12 protein-coding genes are annotated in these 18,184 nt (G+C 65.0%); all 12 read right to left on the bottom strand.

Annotated elements, in window-relative coordinates; genetic code table 11:
- The 12 genes from uca to accB all read right to left on the bottom strand — a co-directional run bounded on the left by uca (position 1) and on the right by accB (position 18,143).
- Complete coding sequence (uca, locus tag BLR77_RS06660) at positions 1-3,630, bottom strand: urea carboxylase (protein WP_074676131.1); 3,630 nt, start codon at positions 3,628-3,630, stop codon at positions 1-3.
- Positions 3,631-3,644: 14 nt separating this feature from the next.
- Positions 3,645-5,453 (bottom strand): allophanate hydrolase, encoded by a 1,809-nt coding sequence (gene atzF, locus BLR77_RS06655; protein WP_174578059.1) that lies wholly within the window; start codon positions 5,451-5,453, stop codon positions 3,645-3,647.
- A gap of 293 nt (positions 5,454-5,746) precedes the next feature.
- Positions 5,747-6,343, bottom strand: coding sequence for a MarC family protein (locus BLR77_RS06650; protein WP_024306831.1), 597 nt, complete (start codon positions 6,341-6,343; stop codon positions 5,747-5,749).
- 42 nt (positions 6,344-6,385) lie between these two features.
- Positions 6,386-9,172, bottom strand: a complete 2,787-nt coding sequence (locus tag BLR77_RS06645; RefSeq protein WP_074676127.1) for a hybrid sensor histidine kinase/response regulator — start codon at positions 9,170-9,172, stop codon at positions 6,386-6,388.
- Positions 9,173-9,302: 130 nt separating this feature from the next.
- Positions 9,303-10,592 (bottom strand): phosphoribosylamine--glycine ligase, encoded by a 1,290-nt coding sequence (purD, locus tag BLR77_RS06640; protein ID WP_074676125.1) that lies wholly within the window; start codon positions 10,590-10,592, stop codon positions 9,303-9,305.
- A 163-nt stretch (positions 10,593-10,755) separates the two neighbouring features.
- On the bottom strand, positions 10,756-12,363 hold the full coding sequence (gene purH / locus BLR77_RS06635; protein ID WP_074676123.1) for a bifunctional phosphoribosylaminoimidazolecarboxamide formyltransferase/IMP cyclohydrolase: 1,608 nt from the start codon (positions 12,361-12,363) through the stop codon (positions 10,756-10,758).
- A gap of 74 nt (positions 12,364-12,437) precedes the next feature.
- Positions 12,438-12,758, bottom strand: coding sequence for a DNA-binding transcriptional regulator Fis (fis, locus tag BLR77_RS06630; RefSeq protein WP_003242613.1), 321 nt, complete (start codon positions 12,756-12,758; stop codon positions 12,438-12,440).
- Positions 12,755-13,753 carry a tRNA dihydrouridine synthase DusB gene (dusB, locus tag BLR77_RS06625; protein ID WP_074676122.1) on the bottom strand — a complete coding sequence of 333 codons (999 nt, stop codon included), beginning with the start codon at positions 13,751-13,753 and terminating at the stop codon, positions 12,755-12,757. The genes fis and dusB overlap by 4 nt, the downstream gene beginning before the upstream one ends.
- 229 nt (positions 13,754-13,982) lie before the next feature.
- Positions 13,983-15,248, bottom strand: coding sequence for a DUF3426 domain-containing protein (locus tag BLR77_RS06620; protein WP_074676120.1), 1,266 nt, complete (start codon positions 15,246-15,248; stop codon positions 13,983-13,985).
- Between the two features lie 53 nt (positions 15,249-15,301).
- Complete coding sequence (prmA, locus tag BLR77_RS06615) at positions 15,302-16,180, bottom strand: 50S ribosomal protein L11 methyltransferase (RefSeq protein WP_074676118.1); 879 nt, start codon at positions 16,178-16,180, stop codon at positions 15,302-15,304.
- A 128-nt stretch (positions 16,181-16,308) separates the two neighbouring features.
- Positions 16,309-17,664 (bottom strand): acetyl-CoA carboxylase biotin carboxylase subunit, encoded by a 1,356-nt coding sequence (accC, locus tag BLR77_RS06610; RefSeq protein ID WP_074676117.1) that lies wholly within the window; start codon positions 17,662-17,664, stop codon positions 16,309-16,311.
- 17 nt (positions 17,665-17,681) lie between these two features.
- A complete protein-coding gene (gene accB / locus BLR77_RS06605) occupies positions 17,682-18,143 on the bottom strand; it encodes an acetyl-CoA carboxylase biotin carboxyl carrier protein (RefSeq protein WP_074676116.1) in 462 nt (153 codons plus the stop codon).
- Positions 18,144-18,184 lie beyond the last annotated feature (41 nt).

Here is an 18,184-nt window from a genome sequence, read left to right as displayed (position 1 = left end):
TCAGGCCGCCTCGTTAGGGGTCAGCAGGAGTAGGGTATCGCCCGGCGTCACCGCCTTGCCGGGGGCGCAGCGCAGCGACTTGACCGTGCCGGCCACCGGGGCGGTCACCGCCAGTTCCATCTTCATCGCCTCCACCACCAGCAGCGGCGTGCCGGCCTCCACATGCTGGCCGGGTTCGACCAGCACTTTCCACACGCTGCCGCTCATCTCGGCGGCGACCAGATGGCCGTCCAGATCGGCGTCATCATGGCTCGTGCTGGTCAGCGCTTGTGCGGTGCTCGGATCGTCGTCCTTCCACAGCTCGACCTCGGCGTCGAATGCGGCTTTCTGTTTGTTCTGGAACGCGGCGATATCGGCGGCGTTGTCGGCGATGAAGCGGTTGTAGGCGGCAAAGTCGAACTCGGTTTGCTCGATGCGGATCTGCGCGCGGCCCTCGCGGAAGGCTTCGCGGAACTCATCCAGCTCGGCCTCGCTGACCGGGTAGAAGCGCACCTGATCGAAGAAGCGCAGCAGCCAGGGCTGGCCATTCTCGAACTGGGCGTTCTTCACGTACTTGTTCCAGATCGGCAGAGTGCGACCCACCAGTTGATAGCCGCCGGGAGAGTCCATGCCATAGATGCACATGTACATGCCGCCGATGCCCACGGTGCCTTCGGCGGTGAAGGTGCGCGCCGGGTTGTATTTGGAGCTGAGCAGGCGATGGCGCGGGTCCAGCGGTACGGCGCAGGGCGCGTCGAGGTAGACGTCGCCGAGGCCGAGGATCAGGTAGCTGGCGTCGAACAGGATGTCGCGGACCTGATCGCGGCTGGCCAGGCCATTGGCGCGCTGGATGAAGTCGACGTTGTTCGGCAGCCAGGGCGCCTCGCTGCGCACGGTTTCGCGGTAGCGCTCGACGGCGGCCAGCGTTGCGCTGTCCTCGAAGGCCATGGGTAGGTGGACGATGCGGGTCGGCACCTTGAGCTCGGCGACATCGCCAAGCTGGCGCTCCAGGCGCAGCAGGTGTTCGAGCAGGGTGCGCTGGTGCAGCACGCGGCTGTCGTAGCGCAGTTGCAGCGAACGCACGCCGGGGGCCAGCTCTTCCAGGCCACGCAGCGGCTCGGCCTTGAGCGCTTCCATCAGCAGATGCACGCGCAGGCGCAGGGCCAGATCCAGCACGTTGTCGCCATACTCCAGCAGGATGTAGGCGTCGCCGGCCTGGCGATACACCGCACGCGGGCGGCTGCCCTCGGCCGGCAGCTCGGCCAGCACGGTGGCGGAAACCGTGGTGTCGGGTTGCAGCGATGGCGCCGGCAGGGTCACCGCGCTGATCGCGGCCAGGGCTTCGATGCTGCCCAGTTGCGCCTGCTCCAGGCTCTGCGCCTGCTGGAAACCGATGGGGTGAAAGCGCAGCTTGTCGCCGGGCTTGACCTGGCCGACCTTCCACAGCTCGGCCTTGGCGATGGTCACCGGGCAGACGAAACCGCCGAGGCTGGGGCCGTCCTTGGTCAGGATCACCGGGAAGTCGCCGGTGAAGTTGATCGAGCCGATGGCGTATTCGCAGTCATGCACGTTGGACGGGTGCAGGCCGGCTTCGCCGCCGTCGGCACGCGCCCAGCTCGGTTTCGGGCCGGACAGGCGCACGCCGAGACGGTTGGAGTTGTAGTGCACCTCCCATTCGGCGGCGAAGAATTCCTCGATGGCTTCAGCGGTGAAGAAGTCCGGCGCGCCGTGCGGGCCATAGAGCACGCCGATGTTCCAGGTGGTGCCGTAGCTGGGGATCAGGCTCGGGTGAGCCGCCTGCGGCGGCGCGACTGGCGCTGGCGTGGTGCAGGCGGGCAACTCGGGCTGGGCGATGGCCAGCATGTCGGCGGTGCGCAGGGTGCGCCCGGCATGCCCGCCGAACTGGCCAAGGGCGAAGGTGGAGCGGCTGCCCAGGTACAGCGGCACGTCCAGGCCATTACGTACGGCCAGGTAGGTGCGGCAACCGTTGACGGCGCGGCCCAGTTTTAGCACCTGGCCGGCCTTGACCTCGACTGGCTGCCAGTAGGCCACCGGCGTATCGTCCAGGGTGGCCGGGCAGTCGGCGCCGGTCAGGGCGATCAGTGCATCGCTGTGAAAACGCAGGGTCGGGCCTTGCAGAGTGAATTCCAGGCCGGCAGCTTCGGCGGCGTTACCGACGATGCGGTTGGCCAGGCGGAAGGCGAAATCGTCCATCGGCCCGGACGGCGGCACGCCGATATCCCAGTAACCCAGGCGGCCAGGATAGTCCTGCACGCTGGAGTAGGTGCCGGGCTCCAGCACTTCGATGACGCTGGCCTTGAAGGCGAAGCTGTCGAGCAGACGCGTCCACACTTCACCCTGGGCGAAGCGTTCGTCGGCCACCACCTGGCGCAGGTAGTCGAGGTTGCTGGCGATGCCGTGCAGGCGGGTTTCGCCCAGGGCTTTTTGCAGCTTGGCGATGGCCTCAGCGCGTGTGTCGGCATGCACGATCAGCTTGGCGATCATCGGATCATAGAAGGCCGAGACTTCGCTGCCGGTGCTGACCCAGCCATCGACGCGCACGTCGTCCGGGAAATGCACGTCGGTGAGCACGCCTGGGCTGGGCTGGAAGTTTTTCAGCGGGTCTTCGGCGTAGATCCGCACCTCGATGGCGGCGCCCTGCGGGGCGCGGTTCAGCGCGGCCCAATCCAGCGCATCGCCTGCGGCCACGCGCAGCATGCACTCGATCAGATCCAGACCGGTGACCATCTCGGTGACCGGGTGCTCGACCTGCAGGCGGGTGTTCACTTCGAGGAAGTAGAAGTCGTCACGGGCGGCGTCGTAGATGAATTCCACGGTGCCGGCGCTACGGTAGCTGACCGACTCGCCAAGCTGCACGGCAGCGGCGTGCAGGCGCTCGCGGGTGGTCTGCGGCAAGTTCGGCGCCGGGGTTTCTTCGACCACTTTCTGGTTGCGCCGCTGCAGCGAGCAGTCGCGCTCGCCGAGGGCGGCGACGCGGCCGGTACCGTCGCCGAAAATCTGCACTTCGACATGCCGCGCCTGATCGACGAAGCGCTCGAGAAATACTCCGGCATCGCTGAAGAACTGCTCGCCCATGCGCTTGACACTGTCATAGGCGCTTGCCAGCGCCACGGCGTCGCTGCAGCGGGTCAGGCCGATACCGCCACCGCCGGCGGTGGTCTTGAGCATCACCGGATAGCCGATGCTGTCGGCGGCGCTCAGCACCTCGTCCAGGCTCTGCAGCAGGCCGGTGCCTGGCGCCATCGGCACCTGGGCCAGGGCGGCCAGTTCGCGGGCACGGTGCTTGAGGCCGAACTCGCGAATCTGCTCACCGGTCGGGCCGATAAAGGCGATGCCGGCTGCTTCACAAGCATCGGCGAACTCGGCGCTTTCCGAGAGAAAGCCGTAACCGGGGTAGATCGCCTGGGCACCGGTTTCCTGCGCAGCGGCGAGAATCTTGTCGATACGCAGGTAGCTGTCGGCTGGCTTGTCGCCGCCCAGGGCGATGGCGATATCGGCGTCGCGTACGTGCTGGGCGTTGCGGTCGGCGTCGGAGTAGACGGCCACGCTTTTCACGCCCAGGCGCTTGAGCGTGCGGATGGCGCGGACGGCGATCTCGCCACGGTTGGCGATCAGTACGGTATGGAACATGGGCTATCCCTTCCTCAGTTCTTGGCTGTTTGCAGGCTGGCGATAAAGGCGCGCCAACCACCAAAGCTGGTGATGTCACGCGCGCCATTCAGCGCATAGGGCTCGCAGATAAAGCCCTTGACCCAGCGGCCGTCGGCCAGCTCCAGGTTGCCGATGCCCAGCGGTGGCGGGATTTCGGCAACGAACTCGCCGAAGCGCGCCTGCGGCACGTCCCACAGCTCGACGATGATCTCGGCGCCGTCCTCGGTGACTCGTGCCAGGCCTGGCTTGGGCGGCACGGTGCCGGGCAGGGCATAGAGGCGGTAATGCGTGGCGCTGGTGGTCTGCTCCACCAGCACGGCATCGCGGCTGGTGAGCTGGAAGTTCAGCGGCATGCCGGTCAGGTGCGCGCCGACCACGGCGACACGGATGCAACCGGGCGCCGGCTTGTCGCTGGCGGTTTGCGTTGGCAGCGGCTTGCCGGTGGCGCCCAGAGGCAGATCGACGGCCTGCTGCCAGCGCTGACCGAAGGCGGCCAGTGCCTGGTCATGCCAGGCCGGGGCGAGCAGGGTGATACCGGCTGGCAGGCCGTCGTCGCGCAGCCCTGCCGGCACGGCGAGGGCGCACAGGTCGGCGAGGTTGGTGAAGTTGGTGTAGGTGCCGAACTGGCTGTTGAACAGCACGGGTTCGGCTTGCATCTCGGCCAGGGTGCGCAGGGTCGGCGAGGTCGGCACCACCATGGCGTCGAAGCTGGCCAGGGCGTCGTTGATCACGCGGCTCAACTCGGCGCGGATGTACTCGGCCTTGTAGGCATCGCAGGCGCTGTATTTGTGGCCGTTTTCGACGATGCCGCGCACCACCGGGTTGATGTGTTCGGGGTTCACACCTTCCACCGCGACGGTGCGTTCGGCGACCCAGGGGCCGTAGTAGAGCTGCTCGGCCAGTTGCTGGAAGGGGGAGAAATCGATCTCCACCAGCTCGGCGCCCAGTTCGCGCAGTTTGCCCAGTGCGGCCTCATAGACGGCCTGGTTCTGCCTGTCGCCGAAGAACTCGGGGTTGGCTGGCACTGCCAGGAGCGGCTTGGCCGGCATGCCGACCTTGGCGCTGTTCGGGTTCTGGCGGCTGTAGGCATCGGCGGCGTCATAGCCGCCGGCGATATTGGCCACCGCCAGGGCATCGCTGACGGTCAGGGCGAACACCGAGATGCAGTCGACGGTGCGGCAGGCTGGCACCAGGCCGGTATTGGGCAGCCAGCCCTTGGTCGGCTTGAGCCCGACGATATTGTTGAAACCTGCCGGCACGCGGCCGGAGCCGGCGGTATCGGTGCCGAGAGAGAAGGGCACCAGGCCGCGCGCGACCACGCTGGCCGAACCGGAGCTGGAGCCGCCGCTGACGTAAGCCGGGTTGAAGCTGTTGGGCACCGCACCGTGAGGCGAGCGGGTGCCGACCAGGCCGGTGGCGAACTGGTCGAGGTTGGTCTTGCCGATCAGGATGGCGCCGGCGGCGCGCAGGCGGGCGACCACGGTGGCATCGGCCTGGGCCTGGTAGGCGAATTCGGGGCAGGCCGCCGTGGTGGGCCAGTCGGCGGCGTCGATATTGTCCTTGATGGCGAAGGGCACGCCGTACAGCGGCAGCTTGCTCAGGTCGCCACCTGCGCCCTCCAGCGCGCTTGCCAGGGCATCGAGCTGGGCATCGAGCTGATCTTCGCTGGCCAGGGCGATCCAGGCGGTATCGGCGGCGCGCAGTTCCAGGCGCAGGGCGTGCAGCAGTTCGGCTGGGGATTGGCCGTCGCGGTAGGCCTGTTGCCACTGCGCGAGGGTGAAAGCGATAGGGGCGTTGGACATGCTTCGAGATTCCATCTTGTATCCAAGTTGGAATCGCTAGAGCAATGAGGATGCCAGTTCCTATAAAGTCTTTTATTTCATGTGGTTAGGTGATTTTTAGTGCTGCGAGCAGGGGCGCTGTCGAGGAGGGGTGCACCGCAGTGGGGCCGCGCTGCAAGCGGATGGTGCAGAGCTTCAGGGCTGCTGGTGCGTTCAGCGCAGCGGGCATGTAGGGTGCGCTGTGCGCACCGCCGGCGTTCTGCGATAAAGGCTGGTGCGCATGGCGCACCCTACGGTTTGGCGCGCGCTACGGCTTACGGCACCAGGTAATTCTTCACCCCGGTGAAGATGATCTGTGCGGCCAGGGCGCAGACGAACAGGCCCATCAGGCGGCTGACGATCTGCAGGCCCTGGTCGCCGAGCAGGCGCTCGAACTGGTTGGACAGGTACAGCACCACGCCGACGGTGAGGCTGGCGAGGAAGATCGCCGCCACTGCCACCAGCTTGTCGTCCCAGTGCGGTTGGCTGGCGCCCATCAGCAGCAGGGCGCCGATGGTGCCGGGGCCGACGGTCAGGGGGATGGTCAGCGGCACGATGGTCACGTCCTGCTGCACGTTGTCGCTCTGCACCGCCGACTTGCCCTGGGCCATGCCAAGGGCGGAGATGAACAGCACCGAGCCCGCGCCGATGCGGAAGGCGTCGATGGTGATGCCGAACAGGGTGAAGATGTGTTTGCCGAACAGGTACAGCAGCACGCTGGCGATCAGCGTGGCCAGCGCCACCTTCCAGGCCAGGCGCTTGCGTTCCTTGAGGGTGTAGCCGCGACTGAGGCCGATAAAGCAGGAGAGGACGAAGAAGGGGCTGTAGAGCACCAGCATCTTCAGGTACAGGCTGAACAACTCGGACGCCATGGCGGCAGGCTCGCAGAAAGGCAGAGAAGGTAAATAAGACTATCAGTGTGGCAGCGCGTCACGCTGGCGGCGCAGTTCGCGCTCGGCGATCCAGTGCTCGATCAGCTCGCGCAGCTGCGACAGCTCCACCGGCTTGGACATATGGCCGTCCATGCCCACGGCGCGCGCGCGTTCCTTGTGTTCGCTCAGGATATGCGCGGTCAGCGCCACCACCGGTGTGCGCGGACGCTTCTCGCTCTTTTCCCAGGCACGTAGCTGTTCGGTGGCGGAGAAGCCATCGAGCACCGGCATCTCGCAGTCCATCAGCACCAGATCATAGGGCTGCGCCTTCATCGCGCTGAGGGCTTCCTCGCCGTTGCTGGCGGTGTCCGGCTTGAGGTTGAGCTTGCCGAGCATGCCGCGAATCACCTTGGTGGAGATGCTGTTGTCCTCGGCCACCAGAATGCGGAAGTCGGTCGGCACGTTCAGCGGCGTGCTCACCGGTGTCGGTGCAGCTTGTGCGGGCGTGTCGTTGGGGCGCTGGGCCAGTTCGTCGGCCAGGGTAGTCTTGAGCGTGTAGCCCGCCACCGGCTTGGCCAGGATGCGTTTGATCCCGGCGTTGCGCGCGATCACCTTGCTCGGCGCGTTGCTGATGCCGGTAAGCATGATGATCAGGATGTCGTGGTTGAGACTCGGATCTTCCTTGATCTTGGCCGCCAGCTGCATGCCGGTCATGCCGGGCATGTCCTGATCGAGCAGCACCGCATCGAAGTACTCGCGCATATGCGCCTTGGTGCGCAGCAGGGCCAGGGCCTCCTTGCCGGAGGGCACGGCGCTGACCTGCATGCCCCAGGCGTTGCACTGCTGCATCAGCACCTTGCGACAGGTGTCGTTATCGTCCACCACCAGCAGGCGTGCACCTTGCAGCGGGCTGTCCAGGTCGGTTTCCGGCTGCTCCAGGCGGGCAGCGTCCAACGGCAGGGTCAGCCACAGGGTCGTGCCCTGGTTACCGCTGCCCTGAATGCCGAACTCGCCCCCCATCAGACGCACCAGCTGGCGCGCGATGATCAGGCCGAGGCGCCCGCCCAGGCGGGTGGCAGAGAGGAAGTCGCGGCTCTGCAGCTCGGCGTTGAGCAGGGCGTCGCGCTCTTCCGGCAGCAGTGGACGGCCGCTGTCCTGCACGGCGACGCGCAGGCGGTGCTGGCCGTCGCTGCTGTCCAGCGCAGCGACCAGCAGAATCTCGCCCTCGTCGGTCTGCTTGAAGGCGTTGTCCAGCAGGCTGAGCAGGGCCTGGCGCAGGCGGGTCGGGTCACCGCTGATCACCCGTGGCACCTGCGGCTGAATGAAGCTGATCAGCTCCACGCGTTGCTGCTCGGCCTTGGCGCGGAAGATATCGAGGCAGTCCTCGATCAGTGCGCCGAGGTCGAACTGCACGTCGTCCAGTTCGATCTGCCCGGATTCGAGCTTGGAGATGTCGAGGATTTCGTTGATCAGGGTGAGCAGCTCGTTGCCCGAGCTGTGGATGGTCTGCACGTAGTCACGCTGCTTGGCCGACAGCGGCGTGCCCAACAGCAGTTCGGTCATGCCCAGTACACCGTTCATCGGCGTGCGGATCTCGTGGCTGATCTTGGCCAGGAACTCGGCCTTGGCCTTTAGCTCGGCGCTGCTGGCGGCCAGGGCGGTGCTTTCCTCCAGCGTGTCGCGCTGGATCTGCCGCTGCCGCTCGGTCAGCGAAACGCTGAGAATCAGCCCGGCCAGGGTGGCGACGCTGAACACGCCCAGCACCAGCCAACCCGGATTGAGCTGATCGAAGCCGAGCAGCACCGGCACGAAGAAGCAGAAGCCGAGGTTGAACACCAGCATGCCGACGGTGATCAGGCGCGCCGGCTGATAACCGGAGCGCCAGTGCCGGCTGCTTACCAGCAGTAGATTGATGGCGCTCAGGGCCACCAGCAGGTAGACCAGCGAGCTGAACCAGAACAGGCCGGTGACGACGATGCACAGGGCGTAGACCAGTATCAGCAGGGCATTGCCCTGCAGCAGGCGGTTGAGCGGGCTGCGCTGCACGGGCGTACCGTGCATGAAGCTCAGGCCGAAGGCCAGGGCGCTGAAGGCGGCAAACAGCGCGGAGAGGTCGGCGATCAGTGACTGGTTGTAGCCCAGGCTGGGCAGCCATTGCGCGAAGATGCCGAGATTGGCCGACGAGCACACGGCCAGGCCGATATTCACCCCGGCCAGCCACAGGCCACTGGCGCTGCGGCTGTAGATGAAGCGGATGAGGTTGTACAGGGTCAGCAGCAGCAGGGCGCCGAACAGCATGCCGTAGAGGTAGGCGGGCTTTTCCAGGCTGACCAGTTCGGCCTGATCCATGACCTTGAACCAGGTCATCAACGGGTGGTTGGAGGTCAGGCGGACGTAGGCGACGCGGGCCTGGCCGTCATTGGGCAGAGGCATCAGATAGAAGCGCGACGGCAGCGGTCGCGAAGCCAGCGGCATGGCCTCGCCCGTGTGCAGGTTCTGCTCCAGCTGGCCGTCTCTCAGCAGGTAGTAATCGAGGTATTGCACCCGCGGCGAGAAGATCCACAGCCAGGCCGGTTGCTGCTGCGGTGCGAACTCGGCGCGAAGCCAGACGGCGTGGTCACTGGGGGGAAAGGTAAAGGACTGCTTGCTGAGGGGCTTGAACTGCTGGCGCTGGGCGCGGACTTCTTCGAGGCCCAGGCGGGCGCTGGCGTCGACCAGATAGGACCAGCTGTGCGCACCGCTCTGGGCTGTGTTCGCAGTGGCTGTCAGGGCAAGGCCGAGAAGCAGCGTGCTGGCGAGTAGTCCGATGGCAATCCTGAGCCGGCGCACGGGTAAATCCTTCTAAATGAGTGGCCGGATTATAGCCAAGCATTTGCTCGGGGGAATATGGTGCAGTCAGGCATTTTTTCCGCCCGATGCTGGCAGAAGCCGGCTTTTTCGCCGGACTGCACCCTGTTTCTCAGCCTTCGCCGCGCTCGCGGGCGATGGCCCGGTAGCCGATATCGTTGCGATGGAACATGCCGTTCCAGCGAATCTTCTCGGCCAGACGATAGGCCTGTTGCTGAGCATCGGCGACGCTGGCGCCAATCGCAGTGGCGCACAGTACGCGGCCGCCAGCGGTGACGATCTGGCCGTCCTTCAGTGCGGTACCGGCGTGGAACACCTTGCCGTCGAGCTGAGCGGCTTCATCCAGGCCTTCGATGACATCGCCCTTGGCGTAGTCGCCGGGGTAGCCGCCGGCGGCCAGCACCACGCCCACGGTCGGACGCGGGTCCCAGGTGGCTTCGACCTTGTTCAGCGCCTTGGCCAGGGCAGCCTCGACCAGCAGCACCAGGGAGCTTTCCAGGCGGCACATGATCGGCTGGGTTTCCGGGTCGCCGAAGCGGCAGTTGAACTCGATGACCTTGGGCTTGCCAGCCTTGTCGATCATCAGGCCGGCATAGAGGAAGCCGGTGTAGACGTTGCCTTCGCTGGCCATGCCGCGCACGGTCGGGTAGATCACCTCGTCCATTACGCGCTTGTGTACTTCGGCGGTGACCACCGGAGCGGGCGAGTAGGCGCCCATGCCGCCGGTATTCGGGCCGCTGTCGCCGTCGCCGACGCGCTTGTGGTCCTGGCTGGTGGCCATCGGCAGCACGTTCTCGCCGTCGACCATGACGATGAAACTGGCTTCTTCGCCGTCGAGGAATTCCTCGATCACCACGCGCGAGCCGGCCTCACCGAAGGCGTTGCCGGCGAGCATGTCGCGCACGGCATCTTCGGCTTCCTGCAGGGTCATGGCGACGATCACGCCCTTGCCTGCGGCCAGGCCGTCGGCCTTGATCACGATGGGCGCACCCTTCTCGTGCAGGTAAGCCAGCGCCGGCTCGATCTCGGTGAAGTTCTGGTAATCGGCGGTGGGGATCTTGTGGCGCGCCAGGAAATCCTTGGTGAAGGCCTTGGAGCCTTCCAGCTGGGCGGCTGCGGCGGTGGGGCCGAAGATATCCAGTTTGCGGCTGCGGAACAGGTCGACCACGCCTTTGACCAGCGGCGCTTCCGGGCCAACGATGGTCAGTTGCACGTTGTTCTCGGCAAAATCAGCCAGCTGCTCGATGGCCAGGACGTCGATGGCGACGTTCTCGCACTTGGGCTCGACGGCTGTGCCGGCATTGCCGGGGGCGACGAAGACCTTCTCGACGCGAGGATCCTGCGCCACTTTCCAGGCCAGGGCGTGTTCACGACCGCCGCTGCCGATGATCAATACGTTCATTGCATTCTCCTAGATCGTTCCTACGCGTTGCGTGAGGAGGATCAGTCTGTGCTGTTTGTAGGAGCCGGCTTGCCGGCGATGCTTTACGGGTTGATCGCCCGCAAGCGGGCTCCTACGTCTCGCCTGTGTGCAGGGTGGATGGCCGAAGCCATTCACCAGCCAATCAGTGGCGGAAGTGGCGCATGCCGGTGAACACCATGGCAATGCCGGCTTCATCGGCAGCCGCGATCACTTCGTTGTCGCGCATCGAACCACCCGGCTGGATCACCGCGGTGATACCGGCCTTGGCCGCGTTGTCGATGCCGTCACGGAAGGGGAAGAAGGCGTCGGAGGCCATCACTGCGCCCGGTACCGGCAGGCCAGCGTGCTCGGCTTTGATCGCGGCGATGCGCGCGGAGTTGACGCGGCTCATCTGGCCGGCGCCGACACCCACGGTCTGGCGGTTCTTGGCGTAGACGATGGCGTTGGATTTGACGAACTTGGCCACTTTCCAGGCGAAGATCAGGTCATGGATTTCCTGCTCGCTCGGGGCGCGCTGGGTGACGATCTTCAGGTCTTCCGCCTTGATCATGCCGATGTCGCGGCTCTGCACCAGCAGGCCACCGTTGACGCGCTTGAAGTCCCAGCCTGCGGCGCGCTCGGCCGGCCACTCGCCGCACTCGAGCAGGCGCACGTTGGCCTTGGCGGCGACCACTTCACGGGCGGCAGCGCTGATTTTCGGGGCGATGATCACTTCGACGAACTGGCGCTCGACGATGGCCTTGGCGGTTTCGCCATCGAGTTCACGGTTGAAGGCGATGATGCCGCCGAAGGCCGACTCGGTGTCGGTGGCGTAGGCCAGGTCGTAGGCCTTGCGGATGCCGCCTTCGTCTTCCGGTACCACAGCCACGCCGCAGGGGTTGGCGTGCTTGACGATGACGCAGGCCGGCTTGACGAAGCTCTTCACGCATTCGAGCGCAGCGTCGGTGTCGGCCACGTTGTTGAACGACAGTTCCTTGCCCTGCAGCTGGATAGCGGTGGAAACGCTGGCCTCGCCCTTCTTCGCCTCGACGTAGAACGCCGCGCTCTGGTGCGGGTTCTCGCCATAGCGCATTTCCTGCGCCTTGACGAACTGGCTGTTGAAGGTACGCGGGAAGGCGCCACGGCCTTCGGTGGACAGGGTGTCGCGTGCCTGGTCGATGGTGCCCAGGTAGTTGGCGATCATGCCGTCGTAGGCGGCAGTGTGCTCGAAGGCCTTGAGTGCCAGATCGAAGCGCTGGGCATAGCTCAGGCCACCGGCCTTGAGGGAGGCGACGATGCCGGCGTAATCGCCGGTGTTGACCACGATGGCGACGTCCTTGTGGTTCTTCGCAGCAGAGCGAACCATGGTCGGGCCGCCGATATCGATGTTCTCGATGGCGTCGGCCAGGTCGCAGTCAGGCTTGGCCACGGTGGCTTCGAAGGGATAGAGATTGACCGCGACCAGGTCGATCGGCTTGATGCCGTGTTCGTCCATCACCGCGCCGTCCAGCGCGCGACGGCCGAGGATGCCACCGTGGATCTTCGGGTGCAGGGTCTTCACGCGGCCGTCCATCATTTCCGGGAAACCGGTGTAGTCGGCGACTTCCACTGCGGCCACGCCGTTGTCCTTGAGCAGCTTGTAGGTGCCGCCGGTGGAGAGGATCTCGACACCGAGGGCGGCCAGTTCGCGAGCGAATTCGAGGACACCGGTCTTGTCGGAAACGCTGATCAGCGCGCGGCGGACGGGCAGAAGGGTGGTCTGGTCGGTCATTTCACTATCCATCAGAGCGGGGATATCAGCAAAAAAGGCGGCTCATGCGGGCCGCCCTTTTCGGGAGTTCAGGGTTACAGCAGATCGTACTGCTTGAGCTTCTTGCGCAGCGTACCGCGGTTCAGGCCGAGCAGTTCGGAGGCCTTGGTCTGGTTACCTTTCACGTGATTCATGACGGTTTCCAGCAGCGGCGCTTCGACTTCGGTGAGCACCAGGTTGTACACGTCGGTGACGTCCGCGCCCTCCAGATGGGCGAAGTAGTTATGCAGCGCCTTCTCCACGGCGCCGCGCAGGGTCTGGCCCTCTTCGCTCGGCGTGTTCAGGTGCTGTTTAAGGCTGGTGTTGTCACTCACGGGTGCAATTCCACTCACTAGGGTCTCTGTCATCAACGTCATGCGGCCACCTCGTTTCCATCGTTGTGCCGTTCGCGGAAGAACGCGCGAACGTGGGCGCACTGTGCGTCCGTACTGTCCAGACGGTTGAACTGGGCGCGAAACTCCCTGGCGCCCGGCAGGGTTGCCAGATACCAGCCGACATGCTTGCGGGCAATGCGTACGCCCATCAATTCGCCGTAGAAGGCGTGCAGTGCGGCCAGGTGTTCTAGCAGAATGCGTTCCACTTCGAGCAGGCTCGGTGCCGGCAGGGTTTCGCCGGTACGCAGGTAATGCTCGATTTCACGGAAGATCCACGGCCGGCCCTGGGCGGCGCGGCCAATGAGCAGGGCATCGGCGCCAGTGGCGTCGAGCACGGCCTTGGCCTTCTGTGGAGAGTCGATGTCGCCGTTGGCGAACACCGGAATCGATATCGCCTGCTTGATGGCGGCGATGGTGTCGTACTCGGCTTCGCCGGTATAAAGGTCGGCGCGGGTGCGGCCATGTACGGACAGTGCAGCAATGCCGGCGTCTTCGGCGATTTTCGCCACGGTGATGCCATTCTTGTTCTGGCGGTCCCAGCCGGTACGAATCTTCAGGGTGACTGGCACATCCACCGCACCGACCACGGCATCGAGGATTTCCCGTACCAGCGGCTCGTCGCGCAGCAGGGCGGAACCGGCGGCCTTGTTGCAGACCTTCTTGGCCGGGCAACCCATGTTGATGTCGATGATCTGCGCGCCCAACTCGACGTTCTTGCGCGCTGCGTCGGCCATCATCTGCGGGTCGCCGCCGGCGATCTGTACCGAGCGCGGCTCGGGATCACCGGCGTGGAGCAAACGCAGGCTGGACTTGCGGCTATTCCACAGGCGCACATCGCTGGTGACCATCTCCGAGACCACCAGGCCGGCGCCGAGACGGCGGCACAGCTGGCGGAACGGGCGATCGGTTACGCCGGCCATGGGGGCCAGGATCAACCGATTGGGCAATGTGTAGGGGCCAATACGTGGGGCCGACATGGGGCGTCCCTGCTTGTTGGTTCGCAGTTGAGACAAAGGGCGATCAACACCTGCCCTCCACTGTGTCCTCAGGGGAAACGGCGGTGGGTCGGTGCTCGCGAAAGGGTGGGCATGATACCCGCTCTGGATGACCGGATAAAGGTCGTTTTGAACAAATTCTGAACAGCTATGGGCTTATCGCCAGTAGTTAGATGAAAGGCCTGCGACCACGGGTCGCGCTGCCTCCAGGCTACTCGGGCGAGTGGAAGCTCAGGCTGTAGTTCACCGCGCGTGTGCCTGGATCAAGGATGTCCAGGGAGATGTGGATGGGCGTCTGCGGCGGCATCTCGCTCTGTCCGGCCAGCTCGCCGGCAAGGTACTCGCTGGGTTTGAAGCGACGACTGGCGACCAGTTGTCCGCCCAGGTCGGCGAAGCGCATCTCCAGCAGTGGGAAGGGCTGGGCGAAGGAGGCGCGGTTATAAAGGATGGCGTCGACGATCAGTGCGCCGGAGAACTCCGGGTGGCTGCGTACCACCAGGTTGCTGCTGCGAATCTGGCTGATGTCGACTTTCGATGGCAGGGTGCAGCCGATGTTCGGGCACAGTTGTTCGAACCAGGGACGATAGCGGTCCTGGCGTGCCAGTTCATCGAAGTTGTAGGCGGCGTACTGTGCCAGCAGGCCGCCAGCCGCCAGCAGATTGAGCAACCCCCAGCCGAACAGGCGGCCCCAGGACGTGCCCTGTGGCTGGCGCCAGTCGAGTTGCAAGGGTTCGTCGTCCAGTTCGAACAGGCGCTCCTCGCGCAGCCCCGGCTCGTTGCGCGCTACCTTGGGTTCGTCACGTTCCGTGCGCAGGTCTTCGTCCTGTCGCTCCGGCTCGTCGGGTTCGTCATCGAGGTTACCCAGGCGCGGCTCATCGGCTTCGTCTAGGTCGTCGGCGATAGGCTGTTGGCGCGCAGCGACGATCGCAGCGGCGGGTTTGGGTTCAGGTGTGGCCGGCGGCGCAGGCTCTTGCTCGGTCGGTTGCAGCTCGAGGCTGTCGCGCTCGCGCTTGACTGGTTCGTCACGCAGCAGGGCTTCGGCCCAGGCTTCGTCATGCGCATCTTCCTGCTCATCTGGCGCGCGGCTGCCGAAGTTCTCGGCATAGCGCGGCGCCTGTTCCAGTGCGAGGAACTGCTGCGAGAGCTGTTGTTCCTGCTCTTCCAGCTTGGCCAGTTCCTCATCGAGGTCGAGGCTGTCCAGGTCGAGGTCGTCATGAATCCACAGGGTATCGTCAGCGGGCTTGGCCGCTGGCGCCTTGGGGCGGGTGTCGGGTTGAGCTTTGGTCGGAGCGCTTGCCGTTTTGGCTGCCACTGGCGCAGGTGCGGCTGCGCGGGGGCCGAACAGTTGCTCGGCAGCGTTGAACACGTGCAGGCAGGCACCGCAGCGTACTGCGCCGTGGGCAGCAGCCAGCTGCGCCTGGCTGACGCGGAAGCTGGTACGGCAATTGGGGCACTGGGTGACGTGGCTTTCGCTCATGCGCGGGTCCGGAAAATCCAAGCAGCTAGTCTAACGCAACGACTGCGCGCGGTTCAGCGCTTGACGCCGCTGATGCGCACCCAGCCGTCCTTGATGGCCGTTGGGTCGAGGTCGAAGGCGCCTGCGTAGGCGGCGCGGACTTCCTCGGCCTGCTCGGCGAGAATGCCCGACAGCGCCAGGCGTCCACCGCCTTTGACCAGCGCGGTGATCTGCGGTGCCAGGGAAACCAGCGGGCCGGCGAGGATGTTGGCGACGACCACGTCAGCGGGCTGTTGCGGCAGGTCGGCAGGCAGATACACCGGGAAACGGGCCGGATCGATGCCGTTGCGCGAGGCGTTGTCGCGCGAAGCCTCGAGGGCCTGCGGGTCGATATCGGTCCCGACCGCCTGCGGCGCGCCGAGCAACAGGGCAGCGATGGCCAGAATGCCCGAGCCGCAGCCGAAGTCGAGCACGCTGCAGTCGTCCAGGTTCTGGCCATCGAGCCATTCCAGGCACAGTGCGGTGGTCGGGTGGGTGCCGGTGCCGAAGGCCAGGCCCGGATCGAGCAGCAGGTTGACCGCATCCGGCTCAGGCGCGGCGTGCCAGCTCGGCACGATCCACAGGCGCTGACCGAAACGCATCGGCTGGAAGCCATCCATCCAGCTGCGTTCCCAGTCCTGATCCTCGATGCGTTCGATATGGTGTTCCGGCAGCGCGCCGCCGCACAGTAGCTGCAGGTGGGCGAGCAGCGCGGTTTCGTCGGTGTCGGCCTCGAACAGGGCGAGCAGGTGGGTGTGCGACCACAGCGGGGTGGTCCCCAGATCCGGCTCGAAGATCGGTTGATCTTCGGCGTCCATGAAGGTTACCGATACGGCGCCCACTTCCAGCAGGGCGTCCTCGTAGGTTTCTGCCTGCTCAGGAGTGATGGCGAGACGGACTTGTAACCAGGGCATGAAAAACCTCATGAAGGGCGCGCGTTTGGCCGCGCAGCTTACTTGAAGGGGTGGGCGGCTTGCCAGTTCGACCGCTGAAACGACAGGGGCCGCCCGAAGGCAGCCCCTGTGATGCAGTGAGTCAGGACTCAGTGCTTGTCCATACCCAGTTTCTTTTCCAGGTAATGGATGTTCACGCCACCTTTGACGAAACCCTTGTCGCGGGTCAGGTCGCGGTGCAGCGGCACGTTGGTCTTGATGCCGTCGACCACGATCTCGTCGAGGGCGTTGCGCATACGGGCCATGGCCTCGTCACGGTCCTTGCCGAAGGTGATCAGCTTGCCGATCAGCGAGTCGTAGTGCGGCGGCACGCTGTAGCCACTGTACAGGTGCGAATCGACACGAACGCCATTGCCGCCCGGGGCATGGAAATGTTTGACCTTGCCAGGGCTGGGCATGAAGTTGTCCGGGTCTTCGGCGTTGATCCGGCACTCGACCGAGTGACCGAGAATCTTCACGTCTTCCTGCTTGATCGACAGCTTGTTGCCAGCGGCGATGCTGAGCATCTCCTTGAGAATGTCGATGCCGGTGACCATTTCGGTGACTGGGTGCTCCACCTGAACACGGGTGTTCATTTCGATGAAGTAGAAGCGACCGTCTTCATAGAGGAACTCGAAGGTGCCGGCACCGCGGTAGCCGATCTCGATGCAGGCATCGACGCAGCGCTTGAGCACTTCGGCGCGGGCCTTCTCGTCGATCAGCGGGGCCGGAGCCTCTTCGATCACCTTCTGGTGACGGCGCTGCAGCGAGCAGTCGCGGTCGTACAGGTGAATCGCGTTGCCCTGGCCGTCGGACAGTACCTGGACTTCGACGTGGCGCGGGTTGCCGAGGAATTTTTCCAGATAGACCATCGGGTTGCCGAACGCAGCACCGGCTTCGGTACGGGTCAGCTTGGCCGATTTGATCAGGTCTTCTTCCTTGTGCACCACGCGCATGCCGCGACCACCGCCGCCGCCAGCGGCCTTGATGATCACCGGGTAGCCCACTTCACGGGCGATGCGCAGGGCTTCTTCCTCGTCTTCCGGCAGCGGGCCGTCGGAACCAGGCACCACCGGGACGCCGGTTTTGATCATGGCTTCCTTGGCCGACACCTTGTCGCCCATCAGGCGAATAGTGTCGGCTTTCGGGCCGATGAAGGCGAAGCCGGAGTTCTCCACTTGTTCGGCGAAGTCGGCATTCTCGGCCAGGAAGCCATAGCCCGGATGAATGGCGGTAGCGCCAGTCAGCTCGGCGGCACTGATGATGGCCGGAATGTTCAGGTACGACAGCGAGCCTGCGGCCGGGCCAATGCAGACGCATTCGTCGGCCAGGCCCAGGTGCATCAGTTCGCGGTCGGCGGTGGAGTGCACGGCCACCGTCTTGATGCCCAGCTCCTTGCAGGCACGCAGGATACGCAGGGCGATTTCGCCACGGTTGGCGATAAGGACTTTTTCCAGCTTCTGCATTGCAGGCTCCCCGGGCATCAAACGATGGTGAACAGGGGTTGGTCGTACTCAACCGGCTGGCCGTTTTCCACCAGGATGGATTCGATCACACCGCTGGCTTCGGCTTCGATGTGGTTCATCATCTTCATCGCTTCGACGATGCACAGGATGTCGCCTTTCTTCACGGTCTGACCGATCTCGACGAAGTTACCGGAGGTCGGCGAAGCTGCGCGGTAGAAGGTACCGACCATCGGCGAACGCGCGACGGTGCCGTTCAGTTTCGGTGCGGCGGCCGGGGCGGCTTCAGCGCTCGGAGCTGCTGCGGCGACAGGTGCGGCGACCGGAGCCGGAGCCGGCGCGTACATCGGCTGCGGAGCATAGGCCGGTTGCTTGCTGTGACGGCTGATGCGTACGGACTCTTCGCCCTCTTTGATCTCCAGCTCGTCGATACCGGACTCTTCCAGCAGTTCGATCAGTTTCTTGACTTTACGGATATCCATGAATGGTCAACTCCCAGAGGTGAGGTAGGACTTGTCTACCA

The organism is Ectopseudomonas alcaliphila (genome assembly GCF_900101755.1).
Lineage (GTDB): Bacteria > Pseudomonadota > Gammaproteobacteria > Pseudomonadales > Pseudomonadaceae > Aquipseudomonas > Aquipseudomonas alcaliphila.
Note: the sequence above shows the minus strand (reverse complement) of the source record. Positions and strands in the feature narration are given on the sequence as shown.